Origin of the sequence: Pseudomonas sp. EYE_354, assembly GCF_023148575.1 — a bacterium.
GTDB lineage: Bacteria > Pseudomonadota > Gammaproteobacteria > Pseudomonadales > Pseudomonadaceae > Aquipseudomonas.
Map to the genome: position 1 here is coordinate 162,170 of NZ_JAHXNQ010000006.1, position 23,102 is coordinate 185,271.

Genomic DNA, 23,102 nt, shown 5'->3' on the forward strand with positions numbered 1-23,102 from the left:
TTACCGCCCCTTGGGCTTCGAGATATGACATGGACGTTCGCCAGTTCGCCTTCCTCGCGCGCCAACCTTCTGCAGCCTTGAAAACACGCTCCACTTTCTTGGGGTTGCCCAAGCGTGGCTTGGCGTTGGTGCTGGCCAACGCGATGTTCTGGCAACCGTTGCTGGCCCAGGCGGACGGGATTGTGGTCAGCGCGCCGGGGACTACGCTGGGCCAGGCGGGTAACGGCGTACCCATCGTCAATATCGCGGCGCCCAATGGCAGTGGGTTGTCCCATAACCAGTTCCAAGACTACAACGTCGGCCAGCAGGGGGTGATCCTCAACAACGCGACCGGTCGGACCCAGTCCACGCAGTTGGGTGGGATCATCCTGGGTAACCAGAACCTCAACGGCAATGCTGCGCGTGTGATCCTCAACGAGGTCAACGGCGGCAGCCCCAGCCAGTTGCTAGGGTTTACTGAAGTGGCTGGGCAGGCGGCCCATGTGATTGTCGCCAACCCGTATGGTGTCACCTGCAACGGTTGCGGTTTTATCAACACGCCGCAGGCCACGTTGACCACCGGCAAGGCTGTGATCGAAAACGGCCAGATCACTCGCTACCAAGTTGATCAGGGTAGCGTCGCCATCGAAGGCTATGGCCTGAACGCGACCAACATCGACCAGTTCGAAATCATCACCCGCTCGGCCAAGATCAACGCTGAGATCCAGGCCAAGAATCTGACGATTATTGCAGGTGCCAATGATGTCGATGCCAAGACCCTCAAAGCCACCGCACGCGCCACCGATCCTGCAACCAAGCCCCAATTGGCCATCGATTCCTCGGCATTGGGTGGCATGTATGCCGGTGCGATCAAGCTGGTCAGCAGTGAAGCCGGTGTTGGGGTAAAACTCGACGGAAAAATGGCTGCCAGCGGCGGCGATATTCAGATCGACGCCAACGGCGATCTGACCGTTGCGCAGCTCGCTGCCACTGATGCAGTGACCGTCAAAGCTGCCAGTACCGATATGCAGGGAACGGTTTACGGCAGTAGCGTGAACTTGCAGGCCCGCGATGCGCTGAGTATCCAGCAAAACATCGCGGCTCGTGACCAGATCGAACTTCGCACCCAGGGGCAGTTGACCAACAACGCGATCATCGAATCGGGCGTCAACGACGACAACACCCGCAATACCACGGGCCATATCAAGATCCGTGCCCAGGACATGCGTAACAACGGCAGTGTAGTTTCCAGCCGTGACGTGCGTGTTTCGGTGGATCAAGCCCTGGATAACACCGGCGGTATTGTCAGCGCGCAACGTCTCGCGAAAATTACCGCAGGTACGCTGGATAACCGCAATGGCGGCAAGGTGCTCAGCGCTGATAAGGCCCGCATCAACGCAGATAATCTCCTCAATGCCCAAGGCAAAATTTATAGCCAGGGCGACTTGCGCATTGTCAGCGCAGACCTGGATAACCGCAGCGGTGAAATCGCCAGCAAGGCAAGTATCTGGCTGACTGGCGGCAGACTCAACAACAGCGACAACGGCAGCTTGATCGGCGAGCAAACGCTCACCATCAAAGCCGATCAGGTGCTTAACCAACTGGGCCTGATCTCTGGGTTGCAGGGCCTTGAAGTCAAAGGCGGCAAGCTCGACAACAGCAACCACGGTAAGCTCTCCAGCCTCAACGGCGAAGTCAGCGTCAAGCTCAGCGGCGACCTGGACAACAGCAACGCAGGCGCGCTGGTTAGCCAAAAAGCGCTGACGGTCAGTGCGGACAACATCGATAACCGGCAGGGTAGCCTTTCCAGCGGAGCAGGACAGACGCTCACCGTCAACGGTGTGTTGGATAACAGCGACAAGGGCCAGATCGATAGCGCAGAGACGCTGGTTGTAGCCGCCATGACGCTGCGCAACGTCAGCGGCGCCATCAGCTCCCAACTCGGCCTGACTGTCACCGGTACCGATGTGGACAACACTGCCGGCAGCATCGCGACCAACGCAGAGGCCACCCTTGATCTGCTGGGCACCCTGACCAACACCAAGGGCACAGTCGCCAGTGTGGGAGACCTGCTGCTCAAGCGAGCCAGTCAGGTCGATAACCAGGGCGGTCAGCTCGCCAGCCAGAGCATGATGACGCTGCTTATCGGTGGCCTGGACAACCGTAACGGCGGCACAGTCGCCGCCAACGGTCAGCTTCTGTTGACGGCCACCGGCAAGGTGCAGAATGACAACGACGGTCTGATCTATAGCAAGAACGCAAACCTCAACCTGCATGTCGCCAGCGTGGAGAACAGCAACGGCACGCTGCAAAGCCAAACGGCGCTGGTGCTTGAAACCAAAGGTGATATCAACAACCTCGACGGCAAGATCATCGCCCAGGACGGCGAACTGAGCGTTACCGCCGACAACGTGGATAACCGTGGCGGCACGCTGTCCAGCCTGAAAAACGCCTTCACCGCACGCGTTGTTGGCGTACTCAAGAACGGTTACGACCTCGACGGCAAAGGCGGCACGGTCCAGGCGAGCGCGCTTGATTTGCGCGCGCTGGCAGGTATCAACAACAACGGCGGACGCATCGCTGCACAAGATGGCGACGCGCTGATCGACACCCGAACTGCTGACTTCGATAACCGCAAGGGTGGGCTCTATGCAAAGCAGGGCGTGATCGTCACCGGCAACAATTTCGACAACAGCGGCGATAAAGGTGGCCAAATCTCCGGCCAGATAATCGACCTGACCCTCGACGGTGATTTGAACAACCGACTCGGCATTATCGAAAGCGACAGTACCCTAACGATCACAGCGGCCAGCATCGACAACCAGACCGGCAAACTGCGCGCACTCGGCAACAGTGGCATCACCCACTTCCAGATTGGTGGGTGGCTGAATAACCAGAGCGGCATGCTGGAGACGGCAAACAACGATATCAGCCTCACGACCGGCAGTTTGCTGAACACTGGCGGTAGCATCGTGCATGCCGGCAAAGGCAACTTTGGTGTGGCCAGCAGCGATGTAATGAACGCCGGCGGCAGCTTCACCACGGGCGGTGACCTGACTCTGGACGCCGAAAGCTGGACCAACAGCGGGGTCATTCAGGCCGGCACGCTCAACGTCAACATTAAGAACTTCACACAAGCCGCTACCGGGCAATTGTTGGCGTCGACGGCGTTTCTCGGTACAGGCGACACCTGGGTCAATGACGGCGTGATCGGCAGCGACGGGACGCTGGGCCTGAAGTTGACCGGTGGCTACTCGGGCAGCGGCCGGATGAGCAGCCTGGCCGAGCTGAAAGTGGCTGCCTCTCAGCTGGACCTCGGCGCTACCGCCAGTATCACGGGCGGCGGTAAAACCGATATCAATGTCATCGGCCAGTTGAATAACTACGGCCGATTGACCTCTGGCAGCGATATGACCGTGACCGCCACGGGCCTCGCCAACTACGGGGCCCTGGCGGCCTCGCAAGACCTGGTGATCAACGCTGAGACACTCCTCAACGATCAGGCCGAAGACGGCAGCCGAGGCTTCATATTCAGCGGTCGGAATATGAGCCTCCAGGCGAGCAGCATCAAAAACCGCTACGCCGACATCTACAGCATTGGCAATCTTATCGTCACAGGCAGAGCGCCAGGCAGCTCAGCGCAACGCCTGGAAAACCGCTCCGGCAGCATCGAAGCCGGCGGCGACATCAACGTCGACGCCGCAAACTTCGCTAACCAGCGCGACAAATTCAGCATGGAGCAGGTGGTCGTAGGCGGCTTCATGACCATGTCCTGCGTACAGCACTGTGACGGCCCTCAAAGCCTACGTGTGCGCGGCCCGGTATTCATTTACAAAACAGTTGAAAGCACCGTGAGCGTTGACTCACCCATGGCCACATTTGTGTCGGGGCACAACCTCACGGTTAACAGCACAAGCGTCCTCAACCAATACAGCCTGCTGTCGGCGGCAAACGACCTATCCATCACCAGCACCAACATCACCAACCAGGCGGCTCTTTCCGCGTCGGGCACATCCGGTCACGAGGTGGGCGCCGGTAACTGGGTTTCGGGGAGTGACTTTTACCGGTTGATGAGCGATGTACGCACCTACAACAACCAGCATCCGAGTTCGGGTCCGTTTGATCCCGTGGCGTTTGGCCAACTGGTCGCGAAGTTTGATCCTTCCTTGTTTTATGGCATCAACGACCCTGTGACGGTACAGGCCGATGGCAAAGCGGCTGCACCGGCCATCATCCAGGCCGGCGGCGCCTCCAAAGTCTCAGCAAGTAACGACATCAGCAATCTGGTGGTTCAGAAAACCACGACTGCCGTTGAGGAGCGGTCAGCGAACACCAGCGTTTTCAGCGTGACCCAACCTTCAACCGTCTTGCTTAACCGCCAGTTGCCGCCGGACCTGGCACAACTACAAGTTGACCCAACTGCATTGCCGGGTTTCAGCCTGCCGACGGGTCAAAACGGCTTGTTCCGACTTAACGCCCAGGACACCTCGGGGGCGGCCGTCAGCCACATAGTGGGCGTGCAAGGCTTCCCCAACAGCGTGACGGCGGTCAAGCCGCCGAAGTACCTGATCGAAACCAACCCCGCACTCACCGACCTCAAGCAATTCATGAGTTCGGACTACTTGCTCACACACCTTGGCTACGACCCCGATACCAGCGCCAAGCGCCTTGGTGACGGGCTCTACGAACAACGCTTGGTACAGCAAGCTGTGGTCGCTCGAACCGGCCAAGCCTTTATCAATGGGCAGACCTCCAATGAGGATCAGTTCAAGTACCTGATGAACAATGCCATCGCGAGCAAGAATGAACTCAATCTCGCAGTTGGCGTGACCCTGACGTCGCAACAGGTCGCGGCGCTGACTCACGACATCGTTTGGCTTGAAGAGCATGAAGTGAATGGCGAGAAGGTGCTGGTGCCGGTGTTGTATATGGCGCAGGCCAATAATCGACTGGCGCCTAATGGGGCGCTGATTCAAGGCACTGATTTGACGATGATCGCCGGCAAGAACCTGACCAATGCCGGTACGTTGAAAGCCACCAATAACCTGTCTGCCGTTGCTGGCCAGGATCTGGTTAGCAACGGGCTGGTGCAGGCTGGCGGGCGACTTGATCTGTTGGCCAGCAAGGACCTCACCAACAAGGCGGGCGGCGTTATTGCCGGTAAGGATGTGGCGTTAACGGCGCTCACCGGCGATGTCACAAACGAGCGCACGGTGACTTCGTCGCAGATTGCTTATGGGGAAGACCTGGTACGCAACGACTACGTCGACAGCGCTGCTCGCGTCGAGTCGGCCAACGACCTGAATATTTCGGCGGGGCGCGACATCAATAACATCGGCGGCGCATTTCAGGGCGGTCGTGACGTAGTTCTAAACGCCGGTCGTGACGTCAACATAGTCTCCGCGCAGACCACCAATAGCTTGGATCGCGGCATTAATCGCAATAGCAGCACTACCACTCAATACAGCGCAAGCATCAGCTCCGGGCGGGACATATCGGTAAAAGCTGGAGGTGATCTCAACGTCGTCGCCAGCCAGATCGATGCCAAGCGCGACATCAAGATGGATGCGGCCGAGAACGTCACCATCAGTTCTGCGGCGAATGAAGAGCACTTCTTGTACAAGAGTAAGAAACTCACGATTCAGGAAGATCATGTTAGTCAGGTCAAGGCTGAAATTACCGCGGGTGGCAATGTTGATCTAAACGCGGGTAAAAATCTGACGATGATTGCCAGTCGCATCGCCGCGGGTGACGAAGCCTACTTGGCTGCGGGGGATAAACTTCAGTTGCTGGCTGCGCAGAACAGCGACTACTCGCTGTTTGATGAGAAAAAGAAGGGCAGTTGGGGCAGCAAGAAGACCCAGCGTGATGAAGTGACTGATGTGAAGAACATTGGGAGTGAGATCACGACCGGGGGCGATCTGTCGTTGGTCAGCGTTGGGGATCAGCGGTACCAGGTTGCCAAGCTCAACAGTGGCAAGGACTTGACCCTGGACAGTGGCTGCTCGATAACCTTTGAAGCAGTGAAGGACCTGCATCAAGAGACGCACGAGAAATCGAACAACAGCATGGCCTGGACCTCAATGTCGGGTAAGGGGCATACCGACGAGACCGTGCGTCAAACTCAGATGATTGCTCAAGGCGAGTTGGTCATCAAAGCTGTTGATGGCTTGAAAATCGATATCAAACAGGTCAACCAGCAGACCGTCCACCAGGTTATCGAAACCATGGTCGCCGCCGACCCGCAATTGGCATGGCTGGCGGAGGCGGAGAAGCGTGGGGATGTGGATTGGCGCCGGGTCGAAGAAATCCATACCAGCTTCAAATATTCCCATTCCGGCCTTGGGCCTGCGGCTCAAGTTATCTTGGCGATTGCACTGGCGGTTGTTACAGGTGGCGCAGGCCTGGGCGCCGGGTTGGTAGGGGCATCAGCAGGCACGTTTACTGCTGGATTCGCAAACACCGTTTTGGCCGCCGTGATGAACAACGCTGCCAATAGCATGATCAGTAACAAAGGTAATCTTTCCAGCACGTTCAAAGACATCACCAGCAAAGACGCAATGAAAGGGTACGTCGTCTCCGGCCTTATGGGCGGGATCGCTGGCACCCTTGGATATGACCCGACAAAGTTGGGTTTCGATTGGAACAGCGCAGGCCAGGTCGTTCTCAAAACCGGGGCAGATACGTTGGTCCAGACTGCGATCAACGGCGGCAGTTTGGGCGATAATTTTGCCAACAATTTGTTGGGTGCTGTAATCAATATCGCCGGTGCCGTGGCCGCCAATGAGATCGGTGGAATTGATCAAGTCGACGGCAGCCCCACCAAAATTGCGGCCCACGCTTTGCTTGGTGGCTTGAAGTCGATGGCCATGGGGGGCGACTTCCAGACAGGCGCCTTGGCAGGTGGTGCCAACGAAGCAATGGTGCAATACCTCGCAGGCCTGGTTCTGCCGGATAACTACAACCCCAATCTACCGGGCAGTCAGCAGGCTCAAGTCAACTTGATGGCGATGTCTCAGCTGTTGGGTGTTCTGGCGGCTGTAGTGACGGGAGGCGATCCGGAAATCGCGGCCAACATCGCGGCCAACGCCACTCAGTACAACTATCTGAGCCATTCGGATCTAGAGCGAGCATCCAAGGAGCTTCTTGGCTGCGGTAGCGATACCATATGTGTGGAAAATGCTTATGCGAAATATCACGATCTAAGCATGAAGCAGACTGCTCAGGCTTTTATTGACTGCGGCAACAATCCAAAAATGTGTGGCACGGTTTCAATGCTCGTCGCGGAAGCCGAGGCAGATTCAGCTCGATTCAAGGCTATTGCCGACGGTGCCTCTCCTGCCGTGGCGAAAGCGCTTAATCTACTGATCGCGGAAAATTATGGCTTTCAGAATGAGTTGGCAGGTGTAACTGCAGGGCACTCGGCGGAAGCGGTTGCTGATGTTCTGGTGCAGAAATTTGGCATCACGCCGGAGCGTGCAGCAGCGTTTGTCGCTGGTGTTGTGGTGACAGTTGCGGCTATGAATGCTGCAAAAAGCGGTATGGGTGCAAAAGACACTGCATCTGGCTTGGTTTCTGGAGAAACAGGTGTTGTAGGTAACGGAAAAGCTGCTGCCAACGACGCGAGCTTCGATGGTGCAAAAGGTGGCGGTTCTAGTGGTTTCAGTGGCGGTAAACCAACTATCGTTGATGATCCATACAGCCCGAATGCTGTTACTGAAAGGTCTAGCGTAAATAGAGATTATTATGGTCGGGAAAATGCTGCCGATGAGTTTTCTGCTGGTCTTCCAGACTATGCAACTCATTCAACAGCAAAGAGCTATCAGTCAACGGCGCCAAGAGATCTGAACGAGCAGACTTTGTGGAACAGAGTGACAGAAAATCCCTCTGCGGGTCGTGATACAAAACTAGCGGGCGATAAAGACTTCCCGCGGAGTGAGGGATGGAGAAAAATGGAAGTAAGTCACCGTCTACCTAGCGGAGAAAATATAACCATCCACTACCAGTACAACTCCGTAACCGATAAAGCATACGATATGAAAATTACTACGCCGCAACAGCTGCCCCCTGTGCTGCAGCCCGGTAGAACTATTGAGTGATGTGGATATGATTATTCGAGAAATTGGGCGAGAAGAGCCTGTACAGGTGTTTGGGATTTACTGGATAGAAAACGAGCGTTTTTACTGGGTCATTCCTTATGATGGCTACGGTGGCCTGATGGCACTCAGCGATAGAGAAGTCAATGTTGTTGACTCTTCTTTGTCAAGTGATCTCATCCTCTGCAAGGATGGGGGGGGAGGGGACATGATTCTGCATTGGGCAGCGGAAGATTTGATTGAAGAACTTGTGGAGCGTGATCCACTAGCAATGGTCGAGTTCTTAGAGCGCATAAAAGGCTGATGGTGCAAAAGACGCTGCATCTGGCTTGGTTTCTGGAGAAACAGGTGTTGTAGGTAACGGAAAAGCTGCTGTCAACGACGCGAGCTTCGATGGTCCAAAAGGTAGTGCGTTCGCTGGGAAAAACATTGCTGATTTGTCGAATGCAGGAAAACTACTTGATCCGGCCGATAAATCAGGACAACTTTCATTAGCTGGTCGAGCACTCCAAAAACACGGTAGTCGCGAAGGCAGTGCGTTTCCTAGCGTTAAAGGAAGCCCTTCTGAAATCAACGCCCAAGGTCAAAAAATAGCTGACGAGATCTTGAGCAATCCGGCGACCACCGTAACCTATAAAGACACCGGTAGATTTGGGAAGGTCATGGATGTGATTGCCCCCGATGGCCGCGGGCTTCGCTACGATTCGAATGGAAAATTTATTGGTTTATTGGAGCCGCCGAAGCCATGAATATTTTATCTACTGTGATAACAAGCCCCCCAGATCGGGAGAATTGTGTATTCGAGATTTGGGCGGGGGCGAGTCAGTTGGCTGAGGTATCACATGAGCCAGGAAGACCAATTGAAATAGAAATTTATCCCCCTGTTGAGGGAGGTAAATGGAATTTCAAACTTGAGGACCTTATGACGGCTTTGCATCAGGCGACTAAGAATTTAGCTTCTCACGAATAAGTTGGTGCAAAAGGCACCGGTAGTACTACAGTTGACAGGAGTGAGGCCGCTGCTCCGCCGACCTCAAAACCGGGTTCCCCTGCGTCGCAAGCAGATGGTGACTTTGGCTACTTAAACCAGCCGGGGCCAAGTAAACCAGCGGCCTTTTTTGATGCTCACGCTTCAGCTAAGAGTTTTATTAATAATGGTAGAATTAACGCCGCAGATTTACAAAAGTTGGTTCCGCCTGGCACGCCAGATCTATTCAAACCTTCAGCTACTATCACTGACGGTAGCAAGTTTCAGTACACGTTGAATGGCCAGCAGGTCGAGATAAAGTGGCATGCTCCAGATGCGAATGCTGCCACAAATCATGTGGGTTCGAACTCGGGGTCTGGATGGACCGCGCAAATAAAAATAGGAAATAAACTGCTGGGTCAAGACGGCGTACTTTACCGAAGAGCTTCGAATACAACGCATATACCTGTGGATTTCTAGATATGAAAAATTTTGCATATTACGCAGCGCTGCCAGATTTCATGACCAGCGAAGAGCTTGAAACGGCGTTTTCCGAGTTGTTGGATGAATTCGAATCTAAAAAAATCGGTAGCGCGGAGTTTGTATCGTCATTGGTGCAGTTGAGTGATAGGCAGTGGCATACCTATAGCTTGTTAGAGAACGGTCTCAGAGAACGAATTGAACGTTGCTTGTTGTTCTTATGGAATGGTCATGATCTGGAACAGGCTGAGGAGGTTATTAGCATTATGGCGAGCTTGGGGCTTGAGACGATAAATACCTTCCTGGCCTCTCGCTCGCCTAACGACGTGTCTCCGGAAGTTTTTAATGAGATTTCACTCGCGCTATCTGAGTTTGGTGACTCCGTATCAGACCCCTATAGTGGTATGTCCTAAATAGCGGCGACACGGTTGAGAATAACTGCCTACTTTTCAAAGGAATATCAATGTTGAAGTCCCTGCTGTCTGTCATTGTCATTTCATTTCTAACGGGCTGTACAAACCACTCAGCGATCAATCAAGAGGCCGTCAGCTCGTCCACTACACCTATTGCACATTCATTCGAGCAAGCCATCCAGTTGGCTTCCGCAACGCCGTTGCCGGTTGATCGTGGTCTATTTCCAGAACGCTGGGAGATCGGCGCAACTGACCCACGACTCGAGGTTGGTCAGGCGCCCGGTAACTACCGGGTGTTCGACTTCAAACTGCGCAAGGGCCAAACCTACGTCATCAACGTCATTTCGATGTGCAATAACATGTGTTTTGGTTTTTCGAAAACAATACTGAAACCACGCGTAACCTTAGTCGATGCGCAGGGTAATCTCGTTGCTGACCATCTGGAGGGGCAGAATCCCCTGGCAATTGAATGGTCCGGTGTTGCACCTGCGGACGGCAGATATTTTCTGATTATCGCTGCGGATAATGATAAGCCAGGCGCGACGGTGCTGACTGTGAACGCCCCCGTACCGGGATACACCGGAATGACCGTTCCGGTAGGCATGGCGAGTGCGCCATTCGGGAAAGTTATTGCCTATTTGGAAATTCCCGGCGATTGAAGTGACTACGTTCGTCCGTTTTCGCCTTGGACGACTGAATTCACTCACATTGTTTTGACAGGTAGCACGTCCATGAACCTGAATTTCTTTTTCGCTGCCCCGATAGCTTCTTGCTCAGCAACCAATGAGCTCAGCGTATTGGCCTCATGCACCGTCTGGTGCATCCGGTCTTCAAATTAATTTCCCATCCGCACCCGGAATCGAACAGGACAGTAACTTGGTGAGCACTATCAATAAATCTTCCGGTCCATTTGAATCGCGTTACGAGCCATCGCCAAAAAACATCTGAATCCGCGACCGCAACCAACGCTCCCCCGGATCATTGTCCTGCGAGCCTCGCCAAGCCATATGCAGTTCAAAACTACGCACCGGCAGCGGTGGGTCTTCGGCGCGCAAGCCGCCCGCTGAGGTCAGTGCCTGCGCCGCATAGTCCGGGACGGTCGCGAGGATGTCGGTGCCCGCAAGCAAGGTGCCCAGGCCGTTGAATTGCGGTACGGCCAGTACCACGTGACGTTTGCGGCCGAGCTTTTCCAGTTCTTCATCAATGAACCCGCTCAAATCGCCGGCGAACGACACCAGGGCATGGGGGCGGGCGCAGAAGTCGTCCAGGCTCAGGGAGCCCGGTACGCTGTCGGCGCGCAGCAGTTTCGGCATGCTGCGGCGCAGGACTTTGCGTTTGGCGTTGGCCGGCAGATCGGCGGTGTAGCTGACGCCGATGGAAATTTCGCCGGAAGCCAACAGCCCGGGCATCAGGATGTAGTTGACGCGGCGCACCACCAGCACGATGCCGGGAGCTTCGGCACGCAGGCGTTTGAGCAATGGAGGCAGCAGGGCAAATTCAACATCGTCGGACAGGCCGATACGGAACACCGCTGTGCTGGTCGCCGGGTCGAATTCGGCGGCGCGGCTGACGGCGGTGGAGATCGAGTCCAGCGCCGGGGAGAGCAGGGCGAAGATCTCCACCGCACGGGCCGACGGTTCCATGCTGCGGCCGGTGCGCACAAACAGTGGGTCATCAAACAGGCCGCGCAGGCGTGACAATGCCGCGCTGATGGCCGGCTGGCCGAGAAACAGTTTCTCGGCGGCGCGGGTCACGCTGCGCTCATGCATCAAGGTTTCGAATACGATCAAGAGGTTAAGGTCGACACGACGCAGGTCGTTACGGTTCATCTTGTGTCCTGGAAGAGTCAGCGAACTTGACGAGAGCGGTCACGTAAGAACAATGCCCGGCATGAATCTTACGGGCAAAGGCTGGTACTCTGCACCGGCTAATTGAGTTTTCCTACGATCCAATTGAGTTTTTCCGCGACTGCTGAGGTCTGTTCCTTACAGGCGGAATCAATGACAGGCATGTCGACTATTAATAGCGACCTGTGGTTTTACCGGGAAAGCCCAGATAGAGTTCATGGCATTAGAGGTTACTTTGACGAGGTTTGCGATGTCCCGCACGATCCGTTTTCACAAGTTTGGTCCGGCCGAGGTGCTCAAATGCGAAGAGCATGCAGCCGCGCAGCCCGCACCGGGCGAAGTGCAGGTGCGTGTCGAAGCGATCGGCGTCAGTTGGTATGACATTTTATGGCGTCAGAACCTGGCGTCTTCCCATGCACGTCTTCCCTCGGGCCTTGGTCATGAAATGGCCGGGGTTGTGGTTGCCCTGGGCGACGGAGTCGATGATCTGGCGGTGGGCGATAAAGTGGCCAGTTTTCCGGCCGAGAGCCCTAATGATTACCCGGTGTATGGCGAACAGATTGTGATGCCCCGTTCGGCCCTGACCCGCTACCCGGACGTCTTGAGCCCTATCGAAGCGAGCGTGCACTACACGCCGCTGTTGATTGCCTATTTTGCCTACGTGGATTTGGCACGGGTCAAACCGGGCCAATTCGCCCTGGTAACCGACGCCAGCCACTGCGCCGGGCCGTCATTTGTGCAACTGGGCAAGGCCCTGGGTGTGCGGGTGATTGCTGCGACCAAGGACAGCGCAGAGCGCGAATACCTGCTGTCGCTCGGCGCCGAAAAGGTCATTGTCACCGAAGAGCAGGATCTGCTCATGCAGATCAACAAGTTCACCGACAACCGCGGCGTTGACGTGGTATTCGATGGTCTGGGGGGGCCACAGATGTCCCTGCTTGGCGATGTCCTGGCGCCCCGTGGCAGCCTGGTGCTGTACGGCTTGCAGGGTGGCAACCAGACGCCGTTTCCCGCCTGTGCGGCGTTCCAAAAGAACATTCAGTTCTTTGTGCACTGCATCGGCAACTTTACCGGCAAACCGGAACTGGGGATCATCCAGGACCACGTTGCATTGCAACGTGCGCTGCGCGATATCAACCAGTTGACTGCCGACCGGGTGCTCGTCCCACTGAAAACCACGGTGTTTCCGTTCAAGCAGTTCGTCGAAGCGCACCGTTACATGGACGAATGTCCATGCCGAGAGCGAGTGGCATTGCAGGTTGAAGCTGTTTGAGCTGTAGGAGTATTCGCAAATGAATGCGCCGACGTCTGATCGGATGGGGCAAATGCGCCATTTGTCAGGGCTTAACCTGCGCACCCCCTGACGCGCCACCCTGGCACCTTAGGCCCGCAAATCCTGCGTTTTCTCCCTGACGCCGCCCTGAATCCCAGGGCGGCGTCCTTGTGTGTGCCTCCTCAAGGTGTCAGCGCCTGTTCATCTGCACTGGTTTTCGGCCAGGTTCTGTATCTATTAATCATTATTCCAGCGCTGATAATTACGCCTTCAGTGTCATCTCAAGGATTGAGCAATGATTGATTTTATGGCGCGGTTATCCACCGTTACTCCAACTAAGTGTTTATCTCCTGTGCGTGCACGGCGTGGGTATTTCATGCAGAGGTTGCTATTGAACCCATGGAAAAATGCTTTCGAGCCGACCTGTCGGACGCTTCTCTAAAGTCATGGTTAAAACTCTGTAGGAAGCTGTCGGAAGCGTCTTAAGGCGTTCAACAACTTTCAACATAGCTAATTTAAATCAAAGACTTGCGTCATTTTAGGGTGGGGATGTGCGCCCAGGCGCGCCCCTGTTGGTGTGTTGCAAAGTGCTAGGGTTTATTCATCGACGCACAAGGTGTCGCGCAATTTTCCTACCCATGCAATAGGTCGAGCAAACACTGTCAGTCGTTGCTTGAAACTGATCTTCCAACTCAGGTAGTAGAACTATGAGCACTATTCACGAGCAGGCAATGAACCATGTTTATCAACAAGTTCTGCAACGCTTGATCGGGCATTTGAGCCGCGCAGGACGCACGGCACTCCAACTGTTAGTCCAACGAATAATCGTTGCGGCGGGGGGGATGGAACAGGTAGGGGACTTTAAAGTGCTGTTGGCTCACGGCGGCGGTGAAGTCAGCAGTTACACCCTCGCGTTGTTGCGTGCCGCTCAGTTGACCATTGCGGGGCGGGCGCCGCGCACCTTTCAGTTGCGGGTTGCAACGTTACGGCACGCAGGAATTACCGACGCCCAGTTCGATACGCTCAACCGGGGCTACGGCCGTTTGTTCCTTCACGATGACCCGCGTGTCGAACTGCTGATGGTGGAAAACCAGGAGATTCAGCCCTTCAATCATCAGCGTCCAGCCTCGGCGGCAGGGCGAGAGATCACCCAGCGCGCGAGGTTGATGATCGGGCACATGAGTGCCGGAGACAGTCGCGCAACATTGTGCAACGACACCTACCTGGCCCTTGGTGACTTCTATCAGCGTGTCACCACCTGTAATGGCGGCGTCCACGCGTTGGTCAGCGGCGATTCTGCGCGTAAGCAAGGCCAGTTCCTCGCTTGGCTCAAAAAAGCCGCCCAAGCCGCCGGCATGCCGATAACCAAAGGGCGGGCGCGTTCCCTCAATGCGGTGTTCGCGCGGATGGAGGCGTGGAGTGCCGGCTACTACCATGACGTGTTCGGCGAGCACCATGAGCTCCCTGAAACACCCAGCGAAGGCAGCCACCGCCACCTGAGCTACATCGGCATCGCAGACCTGCTGGAAGACGTTGACCTGGACTCATCGTCGTTGCTGACCGAATTCATGGCCTTTACCCCCGACCCGCTGGGTTTTCACTTCAGCCATCCGGCCTGCTCGAATCCGCTGTTGATGGTCCACTTGCAAGGGTTGCAGGCCGAATGCCTGCGTGAGTTGGACTATGAAGAGGGGGTCGAAGGGTTCATGCAGCAAGCAGCGTCCTACCTGCGTCGTCTGCACGTGCCCGAAGAATGGCTGGCCCAGGCGGGGACCGCTGAAGGGCGGATGCTGGCAAGTACCTATGCCGAGGCGTTTTTTGGCGTGGATGAAACGCAATTGATTTGCCTGTTGTTCTCACCCTTCATCCATCACGGCGAGCGCCTCGAAGGCTATTTGCGTCAATGTCATCCGGGCATGCTGGTGGCGCTGCCGGAGTTGCATAAGGTGCTTCAGGGCAAGCCGTCGGCCGACATGCTGCAGCAGTGGCTCACCGACACCAGCGGTTTGCCCTTGCCGTTGTTACAGCACCTGTATCGTAAACGGCCGTCCGTGGGTGTGCGGCGTACCCGTGCCGCTCATGGCCCGGCGCAGGCCGCGCAATTGTCCGGGCGATGACCCTGCGTGGCGAGCGTCAGGCGGATTTCGCCTATCAGGCGGTCTACCGTTATCTGATCAACCTGATCAACGAAGTCAGCAGCGACACCCCGGTAAAGCTGCCGTCACTGCGGCAACTGGCCGGGCGCCTGAACGTGTCGATCTCGACGATCCAGTACGCCTATGCGCTGCTGGAGAAGGAGGGCCGGATTTATTCGGTGGCCAAGTCCGGATACTACGCCTGGCCCATGTCCAAACACCCGCCGGCGTGGGCGGGCGGCGATTTGCTCGACCGTCTCTACGCGGCGGCCCGGCGCCCCGGGATGGTGGTGTTCAGTGGCGATGAACCGGCGCTGCTCGCCTCCCTGGACGCGGCCCTGTTGCGCCTGGAACGCGAGTTGGTGCGCCAGTATCCGCAACACTTGCAGCCGTGGTCGCAACCTTATGGGGTGTGGGAGTTACGCGCTGTGCTGGCCGCGCGGTACACCTCATCGCCCACCCACTGCTGGAATGCCGATGATGTGTACATTGGTGCCGACCTGCGCGGTGTGCTGGACATCCTGATCGACGTGTTGGGCCTGCGCGGTACCACGGTGATTGTGGAATCGCCCTGTGACTGGCAGGTCTTGCGCCTGTTGCAGGATGCCGGGGTGCGGATCCTCGAATTGCCGTGGACCCCCGCGGGCGGTCTGGACCGCGCGACCCTGGAGCAACTGCTGCGTGACGAAACGGTGCACCTGGTGATGCTCTCATCTAAGGTCAGCCTGCCTTCCGGCGTCACGATGTCGCGCTGCGAGCGCCAGGAGACGGCGCGATTGCTGGGACAGCACGGCTGCTGGTTACTGGAGAACGACACCTTCGGCGCGCTGAGCTTCGATAGCACGCACACGCCACTGCGCGAACTGGTGAACCCCGAGCGACTGATCGTATTTTCCTCGTTCGATAAATTACTCGGCTCCGAAGCGCCCTATGGTTATCTGCTGTCGCGGCACCTGAGCACTGAGTTGCAGCGCCAGTTCCTGCAGCGTGCATTTCGCGTGTCGTCGATTCGCCAGCGTGCCATCGCGCGTCTGTATCAAAGCGGGCGAATCGACCAGCACCTGGGTTCACTGCGCCAACAACTGTGTGAACAAGCCGCGCAGATGAGCCGACGTCTGGATCAGCAGTTGGGCGACCAGGTGGCCTATCACATGCCGGCAGCAGGGGCAGCGTTCTGGCTGGCCTCCACGCGTGCGGTGGACATGCGCCAAGTGTTTCAGCGCTTGCTGGCGCAGCAGGTGGTGATTGCGCCGGGGGAGTTGTTCAGCGTCAGTGGCCTGCACCACCAGAACCTGCGCTTTAGCCACACCTTTCATGGGCAGCCTAATCTGGACATTGCTCTGACGGCGCTGAGTGATGCACTGCACAAGGCGCAGACGAGCTGAAATTTCTGTCATTGTTGTAGGATCGATAACGTCGCGCAGTAGTCCAACTCTCAGTAAACTGCCCTTTTCCAAATCCTTCTTTTCGAGGTTTATGCATGACAATCAGTCCTTTTGCGGGCAAACCGGCGCCGGCCCAGTTGCTGGTGGATATCCCGCGACTGGTCACGGCCTATTACACCGGCCAGCCTGATGCAGCGATCTCCACCCAGCGCGTGGCCTTTGGTACCTCCGGCCACCGTGGCAGCTCGTTCGAGCTGAGCTTCAACGAATGGCATGTGCTCGCCATCAGCCAGGCGATCTGCCTGTACCGTGAAGCCCAAGGCATCAACGGACCGCTGTTCGTCGGCCTCGACACCCACGCGCTGTCGACGCCCGCCGGTGCCAGCGCCCTGGAAGTCCTGGCCGCCAACGGCGTGCACGTGATGCTGGCAGAAGGCGATGAGTACACGCCGACGCCGGCGATTTCCCACGCCATCATTTGCTACAACCGCGGCCGTACCAGCGGTCTGGCTGACGGCATCGTGATCACGCCGTCTCACAACCCGCCGCAGAGTGGCGGCTACAAGTACAACCCGCCCAACGGTGGACCGGCCGATACCCACGTGACCAAGTGGATCGAAGCCAAGGCCAACGAGCTGCTCGCGAACAAGCTGGCAGGGGTCAAGCGCATCACCCACGCCAAGGCCCTCAAGGCCGAGACCACCCATCGCCACGACTACCTCAACAGCTACGTGGCCGACCTGATCAATGTGATCGACATGGACGCGATCCGCAGCGCCGATCTGCGCCTGGGCGTCGATCCTTTGGGCGGAGCAGGGGTGCGCTATTGGTCGGCGATCGCCGAGCACTACCGCCTGAACCTGGACGTGGTCAACACCGAAGTCGATTCCACGTTCCGCTTTATGAGTGTCGACTGGGACGGCCAGATCCGCATGGACCCATCCTCCAGCTACGCCATGCAGGGCTTGATCGGGTTGAAAGAGCGTTTTGACGTCGCCTTCGCCTGCGACCCGGACCACGATCGCCACGGCATCGTCACCCCGTCCGGCGGGCTGTTGGCGCCGAACAACTACCTGGCGGTGTCCATCGACTACCTGTTCCAGAACCGTCCTGACTGGCGCGCCGATGCGGCGGTGGGCAAAACCGTGGTCAGCAGCGGTTTGATCGATCGTGTGGCCGCGCGTATCGGGCGTCGTTTGTATGAAGTGCCGGTGGGCTTCAAGTGGTTTGCCGATGGCTTGTTCGACGGTTCGCTGGGGTTTGGCGGCGAAGAAAGCGCCGGGGCGTCATTCCTGCGCAAGGACGGCAGCGTCTGGAGCACCGACAAGGACGGCCTGATTCCCGCGTTGCTGGCCGCCGAGATGACCTCGCGCAAAGGCCAGGACCCAAGCCAGATCTACCGTGGCCTGACCGACGCGCTGGGTGAGCCGTTCGCCATTCGGGTCGACGCCAAAGCCACGCCGGCGCAGAAAGCCTTGCTGGGCAAACTGTCGCCCGAGCAGGTGACTTCCACCGAACTGGCCGGCGAAAGCATCCAGCAGATCCTCAGCCACGCGCCGGGCAATAACCAGGCGATTGGCGGCTTGAAAGTGATGACCGAAAACGGCTGGTTTGCCGCACGGCCATCGGGCACCGAGGATATCTACAAAATCTACGCAGAGAGCTTTATTGGCGAAGATCATCTCAAAAAGCTCGTGGAAGAAGCCCAAGTGCTGGTAGATGGCGCAATCTCCAACTGACAGCCCGCGCTTGAAACGAAGGTGGCGGACACACCCGCCACCTTCGTGAGGGTCCACCTGGCATCTGATCAGGCCAGATCGACCAGTACGATTTCGCTGTCCTCGATCGCAGTCACCCGCAACACCTGCTCATCCTCAACCGCAACACCATCCCGCGCCTGCGCGCGCAAACCATTGACTTCAATCAGCCCCGTGGCCGGCACCAGATACGCGCGGCGCCCGCCGTCCAGGCGGTATTCAGCGCTTTCTCCGGCTTTCAAGTTGGCCGCCACCAAGCGTGCATCGGCACGGATGCGCAGGCTCTCGCGGTCACCGTTTTTGCCGCTGGCCAGCGTCACGAACCCCTCGCGCTCGCCCTTGGGAAACGGCTTGGCGCCCCATGAAGGCGGCAGCCCGGCTTCGTTCGGGATAATCCAGATCTGGAAAATCTTGGTCGGCGTGGCTTCCAGGTTGTATTCGCTGTGGGCGATCCCGGTGCCTGCGCTCATGACCTGCACATCACCCGCTTCAGTCCGCCCCTTGTTGCCAAGGTTGTCGGCATGGCTGATGGCGCCTTCGCGCACGTAGGTGATGATTTCCATATCGCGGTGTGAGTGCTGTGGAAAGCCGGTGCCCGGCGCAATGATGTCGTCGTTCCACACCCGCAGGTTGCCCCAGTGCATGCGCTTGGGGTCGTGGTACTCGGCGAACGAGAAATGGTGATGAGCGTCAAGCCAGCCATGATGGGCGCCGCCCAAGCCGGTGAAAGGTCGAAGTTCAAGCATGATTGCCTCCTGTTGATAGCGTTCATCTTCCACCAGCACTTCATCGATAAAAAGCGTAAAAAATGCCTGATTCCTATCAGCTAAATAGATTGTTTAGCGGCGTTTTGACTTTCACTTCATCGCCTAACTGCATGACGCTACAGCAATTGGCTGGAACTGAGCCGCGATTCCGGCGACCATGGCGCACTTGTCAAAACTCAGCCCATCGCAGGAGTCCGCGTGCCGCAACACAAGCCTGATCTGCCCCCCGAACTGCGCCCGCTCGCCGACATGCCGCTGTTGAAACGACTCGCCGCCCGCCTGTTCGGCCACGGCCTGACCCGTCTGCGTGCGCAGCATCGGTTTTCCTGGTTGCACGGTCAGGCCGACGGTTTTCGCAGCGGCCACGAGGCGGGCGTGGAGTACGGTTACCGTGAAGGCAAGGCCGATGGCCTGGAAGAGGGTCGCCAGGTCCTGTTGATTCGCGACTTTCGTCCCGATGAGCATCCTGCACCCGGTGTCGACGACAGCCTGTTCGACGATTGGCGGCTGCCTCTGACCGCCGATCTGAAAAAACGCATGAAGGCTGATGTGGCGCGCTTACTGCCGGCCCACGCGCAGCCCAGTGCCGCGCAATGGAAGATGATCTTCAGCGATACGCCATCGACCTCGGTTATTGCCGGGGCCGGGGCTGGTAAATCCACCTCTCTGGTTCTGCGTATTTTGCTGCTCACCCATTACCTGGGCTTTGAGTTGAGCTCGATGACCGTGGTGACCTTCACCCGTGAGTCACGTAAAGATTTCATCAGCAAGCTTATGCAAATCCTCAGCCTGTGGGGCCAACCCATTGGCATCAAAGAAGCCCAGGCCATCGTGCGTACCTTCCATTCACGCATTTTGCCGATGGTGCGCAGCCTGCCGGGCTTTGAGCGTCTGCAGGCGTTCGAGAACCTGAGTTCAGGGTTCGAGGAGGCCGACAGCAATCCCTTCGACTTGCGCATCAACGACGCCCAGCGCCAGCACCTGAATGCCTGTTATCACCGGCTGCATGGCCGGCACGCACGCTTTCGTGAGCTGATCACGCCGCTGGCGCGCCATGGCCTGCAGCTCAAAGAACTGGAGCGCGACCACCCGGACGTGCAAAAGCGCGTGGCGGTCACTGAGCTGGCGGCCAAGCGCGATGAAGAGCTGTGCGATGTGATCGAGGACCTGTGGTTTCGTGCTGGGGCCTGGCCGATCAAAGGCATTGAGCCCAACCGCCAGACGGTGGAGATCAATGGCGCGCTGTTTCACTGCCACGGCTATATAGCTGCGCTGGACGCATGGGTGGTGCTGGGCTTCGATCCGCAGGAAAACCCGCAACTGAGCCGGCCAAATGCGAAACTGTCGGTGCGCGCCGAATGGGCGGTAAAGCGCACCCTGTTTCAAGCTTTCTGTCGCAAACCGCTGATATGGCTGGATAATTATGAATCATCAAAACGCGTCCTGAGCAGCTTGGCTGGCGATGCCAGTGCCGGGCCCGGGTTTGATTACAAGGTCAAAGGTGAGCTGGCTGGCGCGCCGCTGCTGGACAGTTTTGTCACTGCGGCCGGTTTTATCGAAAATCTCGGGCTGGATGTGCCCAGCGCTGTCAGCCGAATGAGCTTTGCCAAGGACGATCCCGACCGGTACTTCTTCGAGGCCCTGAGCATTTTCTGGAAGGCCCTGGAAGACCACTTGCTCGACCAGTCGCCGCCGATCATGACCTACAACCGCATGTTCTCGCTGTTTGGCGAAAACACCCCGGAAAACCTCAAGCTGCTCAGCGATTCATTACTGCGACCGTTGTCGCACTTGATGATCGATGAGTTCCAGGACGTGTCGCCGCAGATCGTTTCGTGGATCCGCGCCAGCCTGCGTGAAATCCGCAGCCGTGGCCCGGCGATGCACGTCGGGCGCGGCGCACAGCGCTCATCGCTGCTGTGCGTAGGTGACGACTGGCAATCGATCTACGGCTGGCGGGGCAGTTCGCCCAAATACTTCATGGCGTTCAATCAGGAGTTCCCATCGCCGAGTACCACCCGCGTGATGCTGGGCGAGAACTACCGCAGTCACCAGCACATCATCGACGCGGCCGAACATATCGTGCGCGCCGCGCCGGCGATCCCCGGCAAAAAAGCCAAGGCCTGTGGCACGCCCAAGGCGCTGGAGCCCGTCAAGGTGCTTGAGCGCGACGACGCCGCTCTGGGGCGCCAATTGCTGGCGCATTATCAAAAGGGTGATTCGGTGTTAATGCTGTATCGAAAAAGCAGCGATAAGCTATTGATTCAAGAGCATATTCAGGCCGCAATTAATGCTGATTCCAGCTTGGCGCCTGCCGCGCGCAGGCTTCGGCAACTCACTTATCACAGTGCCAAGGGGCTGCAGGCCGATGCGGTCTTTCTACTGGGGGACTGCCAGCACGTGACCAGCTCGCCCTACAAGAACCAGGTTTACCGCATGGCAGGTCTGGGCAAGGAAGGCGACAGTGAACCGTATGACTGCGCGCAAAAGGATGAGGTGCTGCGCCTGGCCTATGTCGGGATCACCCGGGCCGTCAGCCATTGCTATTGGTATGTGGAAAAGCCCGAGGGCCAGGCGGTGAATGTGCCGAAAGCCTCAGAGCGGGTCGACGGCAAGAAGGCGTTCTTTGACGACCAGCGCGGCTAAGGGCGCAGGCGTCAGGCGCGCAATGACAGCGGCGGCACAAAGGACGCCAGCTCATCCTCCACCGCTTCGATGATGCGCTCCACGTCGGTGGCGTTCATCACGGTGGCACAGGGGATCCCGGCAATGGCAATCAGGGTTTCGCCGCTGGCCCGGTCGAACAGGCGGGCGATCATACTGCCCGGCGCGTCCATGCTGGCCTCGAAGCCCATCGGATGAAAATGCCAGCGCATCAGCTGGCAGGCGTTGGGGAACGTCACTTTGTTCATGTTGCCCACCTTGTTCATTGAGCGCTTCCTTTAGCTCGCGGCAGGGGCCATTACCGTCACTGGTCATGGCCGACGAATTTTAAAATAGCATTCGTTCGCAAGCGCGAGGTGGGTTTTTTCGGTCCGTTCAGCGGTTGTTTTCCATTAGATTGATGTGGGTCACGTCCTACCGATAACTGGGCAAATCGCCACTAGTCCGAAGATGTGCACCACCATTGAAGGCAACGCTGAATTTCGGCAGTCTCCACGGTTTACTTGCAGCCGAGCCTTACATGCCCGACATCGCCCCAAACGAGGACCGCCAGCACACCCACGCCACGGGCGAGCTGGTGTTGCGCCACCACCTGTGTTGGCGCCACCGCGATCTGGACGGAGTAATGGCTTACTACCACCCGGATATCCAATATCACGACTTTTTCCAGAACCGTGTCATCGGTTACGCCGAACTGCGCGAATACCTGCAAGCGAGCATGCCCCGCGAGGCCGACGAAGCGATTGAGCACACTGACCGCATTCGTGCCGATGGTGACACGGCGTTTATCCAGTACCGCATCACCTTGCGGGGCGGCCGCGGGTTGGTGTCGTTTCGCACCAGCGAAGCCATCACCGTGCGCGACGGGCTGATCTGGCGGGTCAATGAATACGCCTCGCTGGTCCATGAACAAGCCACCCAGGCGCTGCGCCCAACGGTCAGCCGCCTGGGCCTGTCGCCCCAGCAATTGGGGCATATGGCCAATGACCTGCAACAGTACTTTGTCCACAAACAACCCTACCTGGACCCTGAGCTGGACCTGCAGCGGGTCGCCAGGGAATGCGGCTACAGCCGCAATCAGATTTCTTACCTGCTCAACCAAGTGCTGGGACAAAGCTTCTACCGTTACGTCAACCAGGCGCGACTCCAGCATTTATTGGCCGCACTGGAGCACGCCACGCCGCCGATCAAAGTCGACGACTTGGCCTTCGCGGCCGGCTTCAATTCGTTGTCGGCGTTCTACAGCGCGTTCCGCCAGCACACCGGCCAGTCGCCCAAGGCCTACGTCAAACAAATTTCCCTGCGTGCACGCGCGCAAGACAGCCCCTGACCCCAAGCC

General features: G+C 57.5%; 14 protein-coding genes. 11 read left to right on the forward strand and 3 right to left on the reverse strand.

All coding sequences use genetic code 11. The features are described from left to right. The first annotated feature begins 29 nt into the window (after positions 1 to 29). The 5 genes from KZX66_RS10555 (at position 30) to KZX66_RS10575 (ending at position 10,594) form a co-directional block, all read left to right on the forward strand. Complete coding sequence (locus KZX66_RS10555; RefSeq protein ID WP_248079121.1) at positions 30 to 8,078, forward strand: DUF637 domain-containing protein; 8,049 nt, start codon at positions 30 to 32, stop codon at positions 8,076 to 8,078. Between the two features lie 7 nt (positions 8,079 to 8,085). Next, positions 8,086 to 8,379, forward strand: coding sequence for a hypothetical protein (locus tag KZX66_RS10560; protein WP_024651179.1), 294 nt, complete (start codon positions 8,086 to 8,088; stop codon positions 8,377 to 8,379). A gap of 25 nt (positions 8,380 to 8,404) precedes the next feature. Further along, positions 8,405 to 8,824: a hypothetical protein gene (locus KZX66_RS10565; RefSeq protein WP_248079124.1), complete on the forward strand. Its 420-nt coding sequence runs from the start codon at positions 8,405 to 8,407 to the stop codon at positions 8,822 to 8,824. A gap of 700 nt (positions 8,825 to 9,524) precedes the next feature. After that, positions 9,525 to 9,935 carry a hypothetical protein gene (locus KZX66_RS10570; RefSeq protein ID WP_248079127.1) on the forward strand — a complete coding sequence of 137 codons (411 nt, stop codon included), beginning with the start codon at positions 9,525 to 9,527 and terminating at the stop codon, positions 9,933 to 9,935. Positions 9,936 to 9,985: 50 nt separating this feature from the next. After that, a complete protein-coding gene (locus tag KZX66_RS10575; protein ID WP_248079130.1) occupies positions 9,986 to 10,594 on the forward strand; it encodes a hypothetical protein in 609 nt (202 codons plus the stop codon). A 261-nt stretch (positions 10,595 to 10,855) separates the two neighbouring features. Here the strand turns inward: KZX66_RS10575 and KZX66_RS10580 are convergent, their stop codons facing one another. Continuing rightward, a complete protein-coding gene (locus KZX66_RS10580; protein ID WP_248079132.1) occupies positions 10,856 to 11,764 on the reverse strand; it encodes a LysR family transcriptional regulator in 909 nt (302 codons plus the stop codon). Between the two features lie 268 nt (positions 11,765 to 12,032). Between KZX66_RS10580 and KZX66_RS10585 the strand changes: the two genes are divergently transcribed. The 4 genes from KZX66_RS10585 to pgm all read left to right on the forward strand — a co-directional run bounded on the left by KZX66_RS10585 (position 12,033) and on the right by pgm (position 18,314). Beyond that, the gene (locus KZX66_RS10585) at positions 12,033 to 13,055 is read left to right on the forward strand and encodes a zinc-dependent alcohol dehydrogenase family protein (protein WP_248079135.1); all 1,023 of its coding nucleotides are present in this window, start codon (positions 12,033 to 12,035) and stop codon (positions 13,053 to 13,055) included. Between the two features lie 707 nt (positions 13,056 to 13,762). Continuing rightward, a complete protein-coding gene (locus KZX66_RS10590; protein WP_248079138.1) occupies positions 13,763 to 15,172 on the forward strand; it encodes a hypothetical protein in 1,410 nt (469 codons plus the stop codon). Further along, the gene (locus KZX66_RS10595) at positions 15,169 to 16,575 is read left to right on the forward strand and encodes a PLP-dependent aminotransferase family protein (RefSeq protein ID WP_248079141.1); all 1,407 of its coding nucleotides are present in this window, start codon (positions 15,169 to 15,171) and stop codon (positions 16,573 to 16,575) included. Before KZX66_RS10590 ends, KZX66_RS10595 begins: the two co-directional genes overlap by 4 nt. A gap of 95 nt (positions 16,576 to 16,670) precedes the next feature. After that, a complete protein-coding gene (pgm, locus tag KZX66_RS10600) occupies positions 16,671 to 18,314 on the forward strand; it encodes a phosphoglucomutase (alpha-D-glucose-1,6-bisphosphate-dependent) (RefSeq protein ID WP_248079143.1) in 1,644 nt (547 codons plus the stop codon). Between the two features lie 68 nt (positions 18,315 to 18,382). Here the strand turns inward: pgm and KZX66_RS10605 are convergent, their stop codons facing one another. Further along, complete coding sequence (locus KZX66_RS10605; protein ID WP_248079145.1) at positions 18,383 to 19,078, reverse strand: pirin family protein; 696 nt, start codon at positions 19,076 to 19,078, stop codon at positions 18,383 to 18,385. Positions 19,079 to 19,297: 219 nt separating this feature from the next. Between KZX66_RS10605 and KZX66_RS10610 the strand changes: the two genes are divergently transcribed. Then, positions 19,298 to 21,745, forward strand: coding sequence for a UvrD-helicase domain-containing protein (locus tag KZX66_RS10610; RefSeq protein ID WP_248079148.1), 2,448 nt, complete (start codon positions 19,298 to 19,300; stop codon positions 21,743 to 21,745). 11 nt (positions 21,746 to 21,756) lie between these two features. Here the strand turns inward: KZX66_RS10610 and KZX66_RS10615 are convergent, their stop codons facing one another. Next, the gene (locus KZX66_RS10615; RefSeq protein WP_248079151.1) at positions 21,757 to 22,029 is read right to left on the reverse strand and encodes a DUF1652 domain-containing protein; all 273 of its coding nucleotides are present in this window, start codon (positions 22,027 to 22,029) and stop codon (positions 21,757 to 21,759) included. A gap of 254 nt (positions 22,030 to 22,283) precedes the next feature. Between KZX66_RS10615 and KZX66_RS10620 the strand changes: the two genes are divergently transcribed. Beyond that, on the forward strand, positions 22,284 to 23,093 hold the full coding sequence (locus KZX66_RS10620) for a helix-turn-helix domain-containing protein (RefSeq protein WP_248079154.1): 810 nt from the start codon (positions 22,284 to 22,286) through the stop codon (positions 23,091 to 23,093). The last annotated feature ends 9 nt before the right edge of the window (positions 23,094 to 23,102 follow it).

Coding starts and splice junctions, on each gene's coding strand:
- KZX66_RS10570 (WP_248079127.1), top strand. CDS start 9,525: ATGAAAAATTTTGCATATTACGCAGCGCTGCCAGATTTCATGACCAGC.
- KZX66_RS10585 (WP_248079135.1), top strand. CDS start 12,033: ATGTCCCGCACGATCCGTTTTCACAAGTTTGGTCCGGCCGAGGTGCTC.
- KZX66_RS10590 (WP_248079138.1), top strand. CDS start 13,763: ATGAGCACTATTCACGAGCAGGCAATGAACCATGTTTATCAACAAGTT.
- KZX66_RS10575 (WP_248079130.1), top strand. CDS start 9,986: ATGTTGAAGTCCCTGCTGTCTGTCATTGTCATTTCATTTCTAACGGGC.
- KZX66_RS10555 (WP_248079121.1), top strand. CDS start 30: ATGGACGTTCGCCAGTTCGCCTTCCTCGCGCGCCAACCTTCTGCAGCC.
- KZX66_RS10595 (WP_248079141.1), top strand. CDS start 15,169: ATGACCCTGCGTGGCGAGCGTCAGGCGGATTTCGCCTATCAGGCGGTC.
- KZX66_RS10620 (WP_248079154.1), top strand. CDS start 22,284: ATGCCCGACATCGCCCCAAACGAGGACCGCCAGCACACCCACGCCACG.
- pgm (WP_248079143.1), top strand. CDS start 16,671: ATGACAATCAGTCCTTTTGCGGGCAAACCGGCGCCGGCCCAGTTGCTG.
- KZX66_RS10615 (WP_248079151.1), bottom strand. CDS start 22,029: ATGAACAAGGTGGGCAACATGAACAAAGTGACGTTCCCCAACGCCTGC.
- KZX66_RS10605 (WP_248079145.1), bottom strand. CDS start 19,078: ATGCTTGAACTTCGACCTTTCACCGGCTTGGGCGGCGCCCATCATGGC.
- KZX66_RS10580 (WP_248079132.1), bottom strand. CDS start 11,764: ATGAACCGTAACGACCTGCGTCGTGTCGACCTTAACCTCTTGATCGTA.
- KZX66_RS10560 (WP_024651179.1), top strand. CDS start 8,086: ATGATTATTCGAGAAATTGGGCGAGAAGAGCCTGTACAGGTGTTTGGG.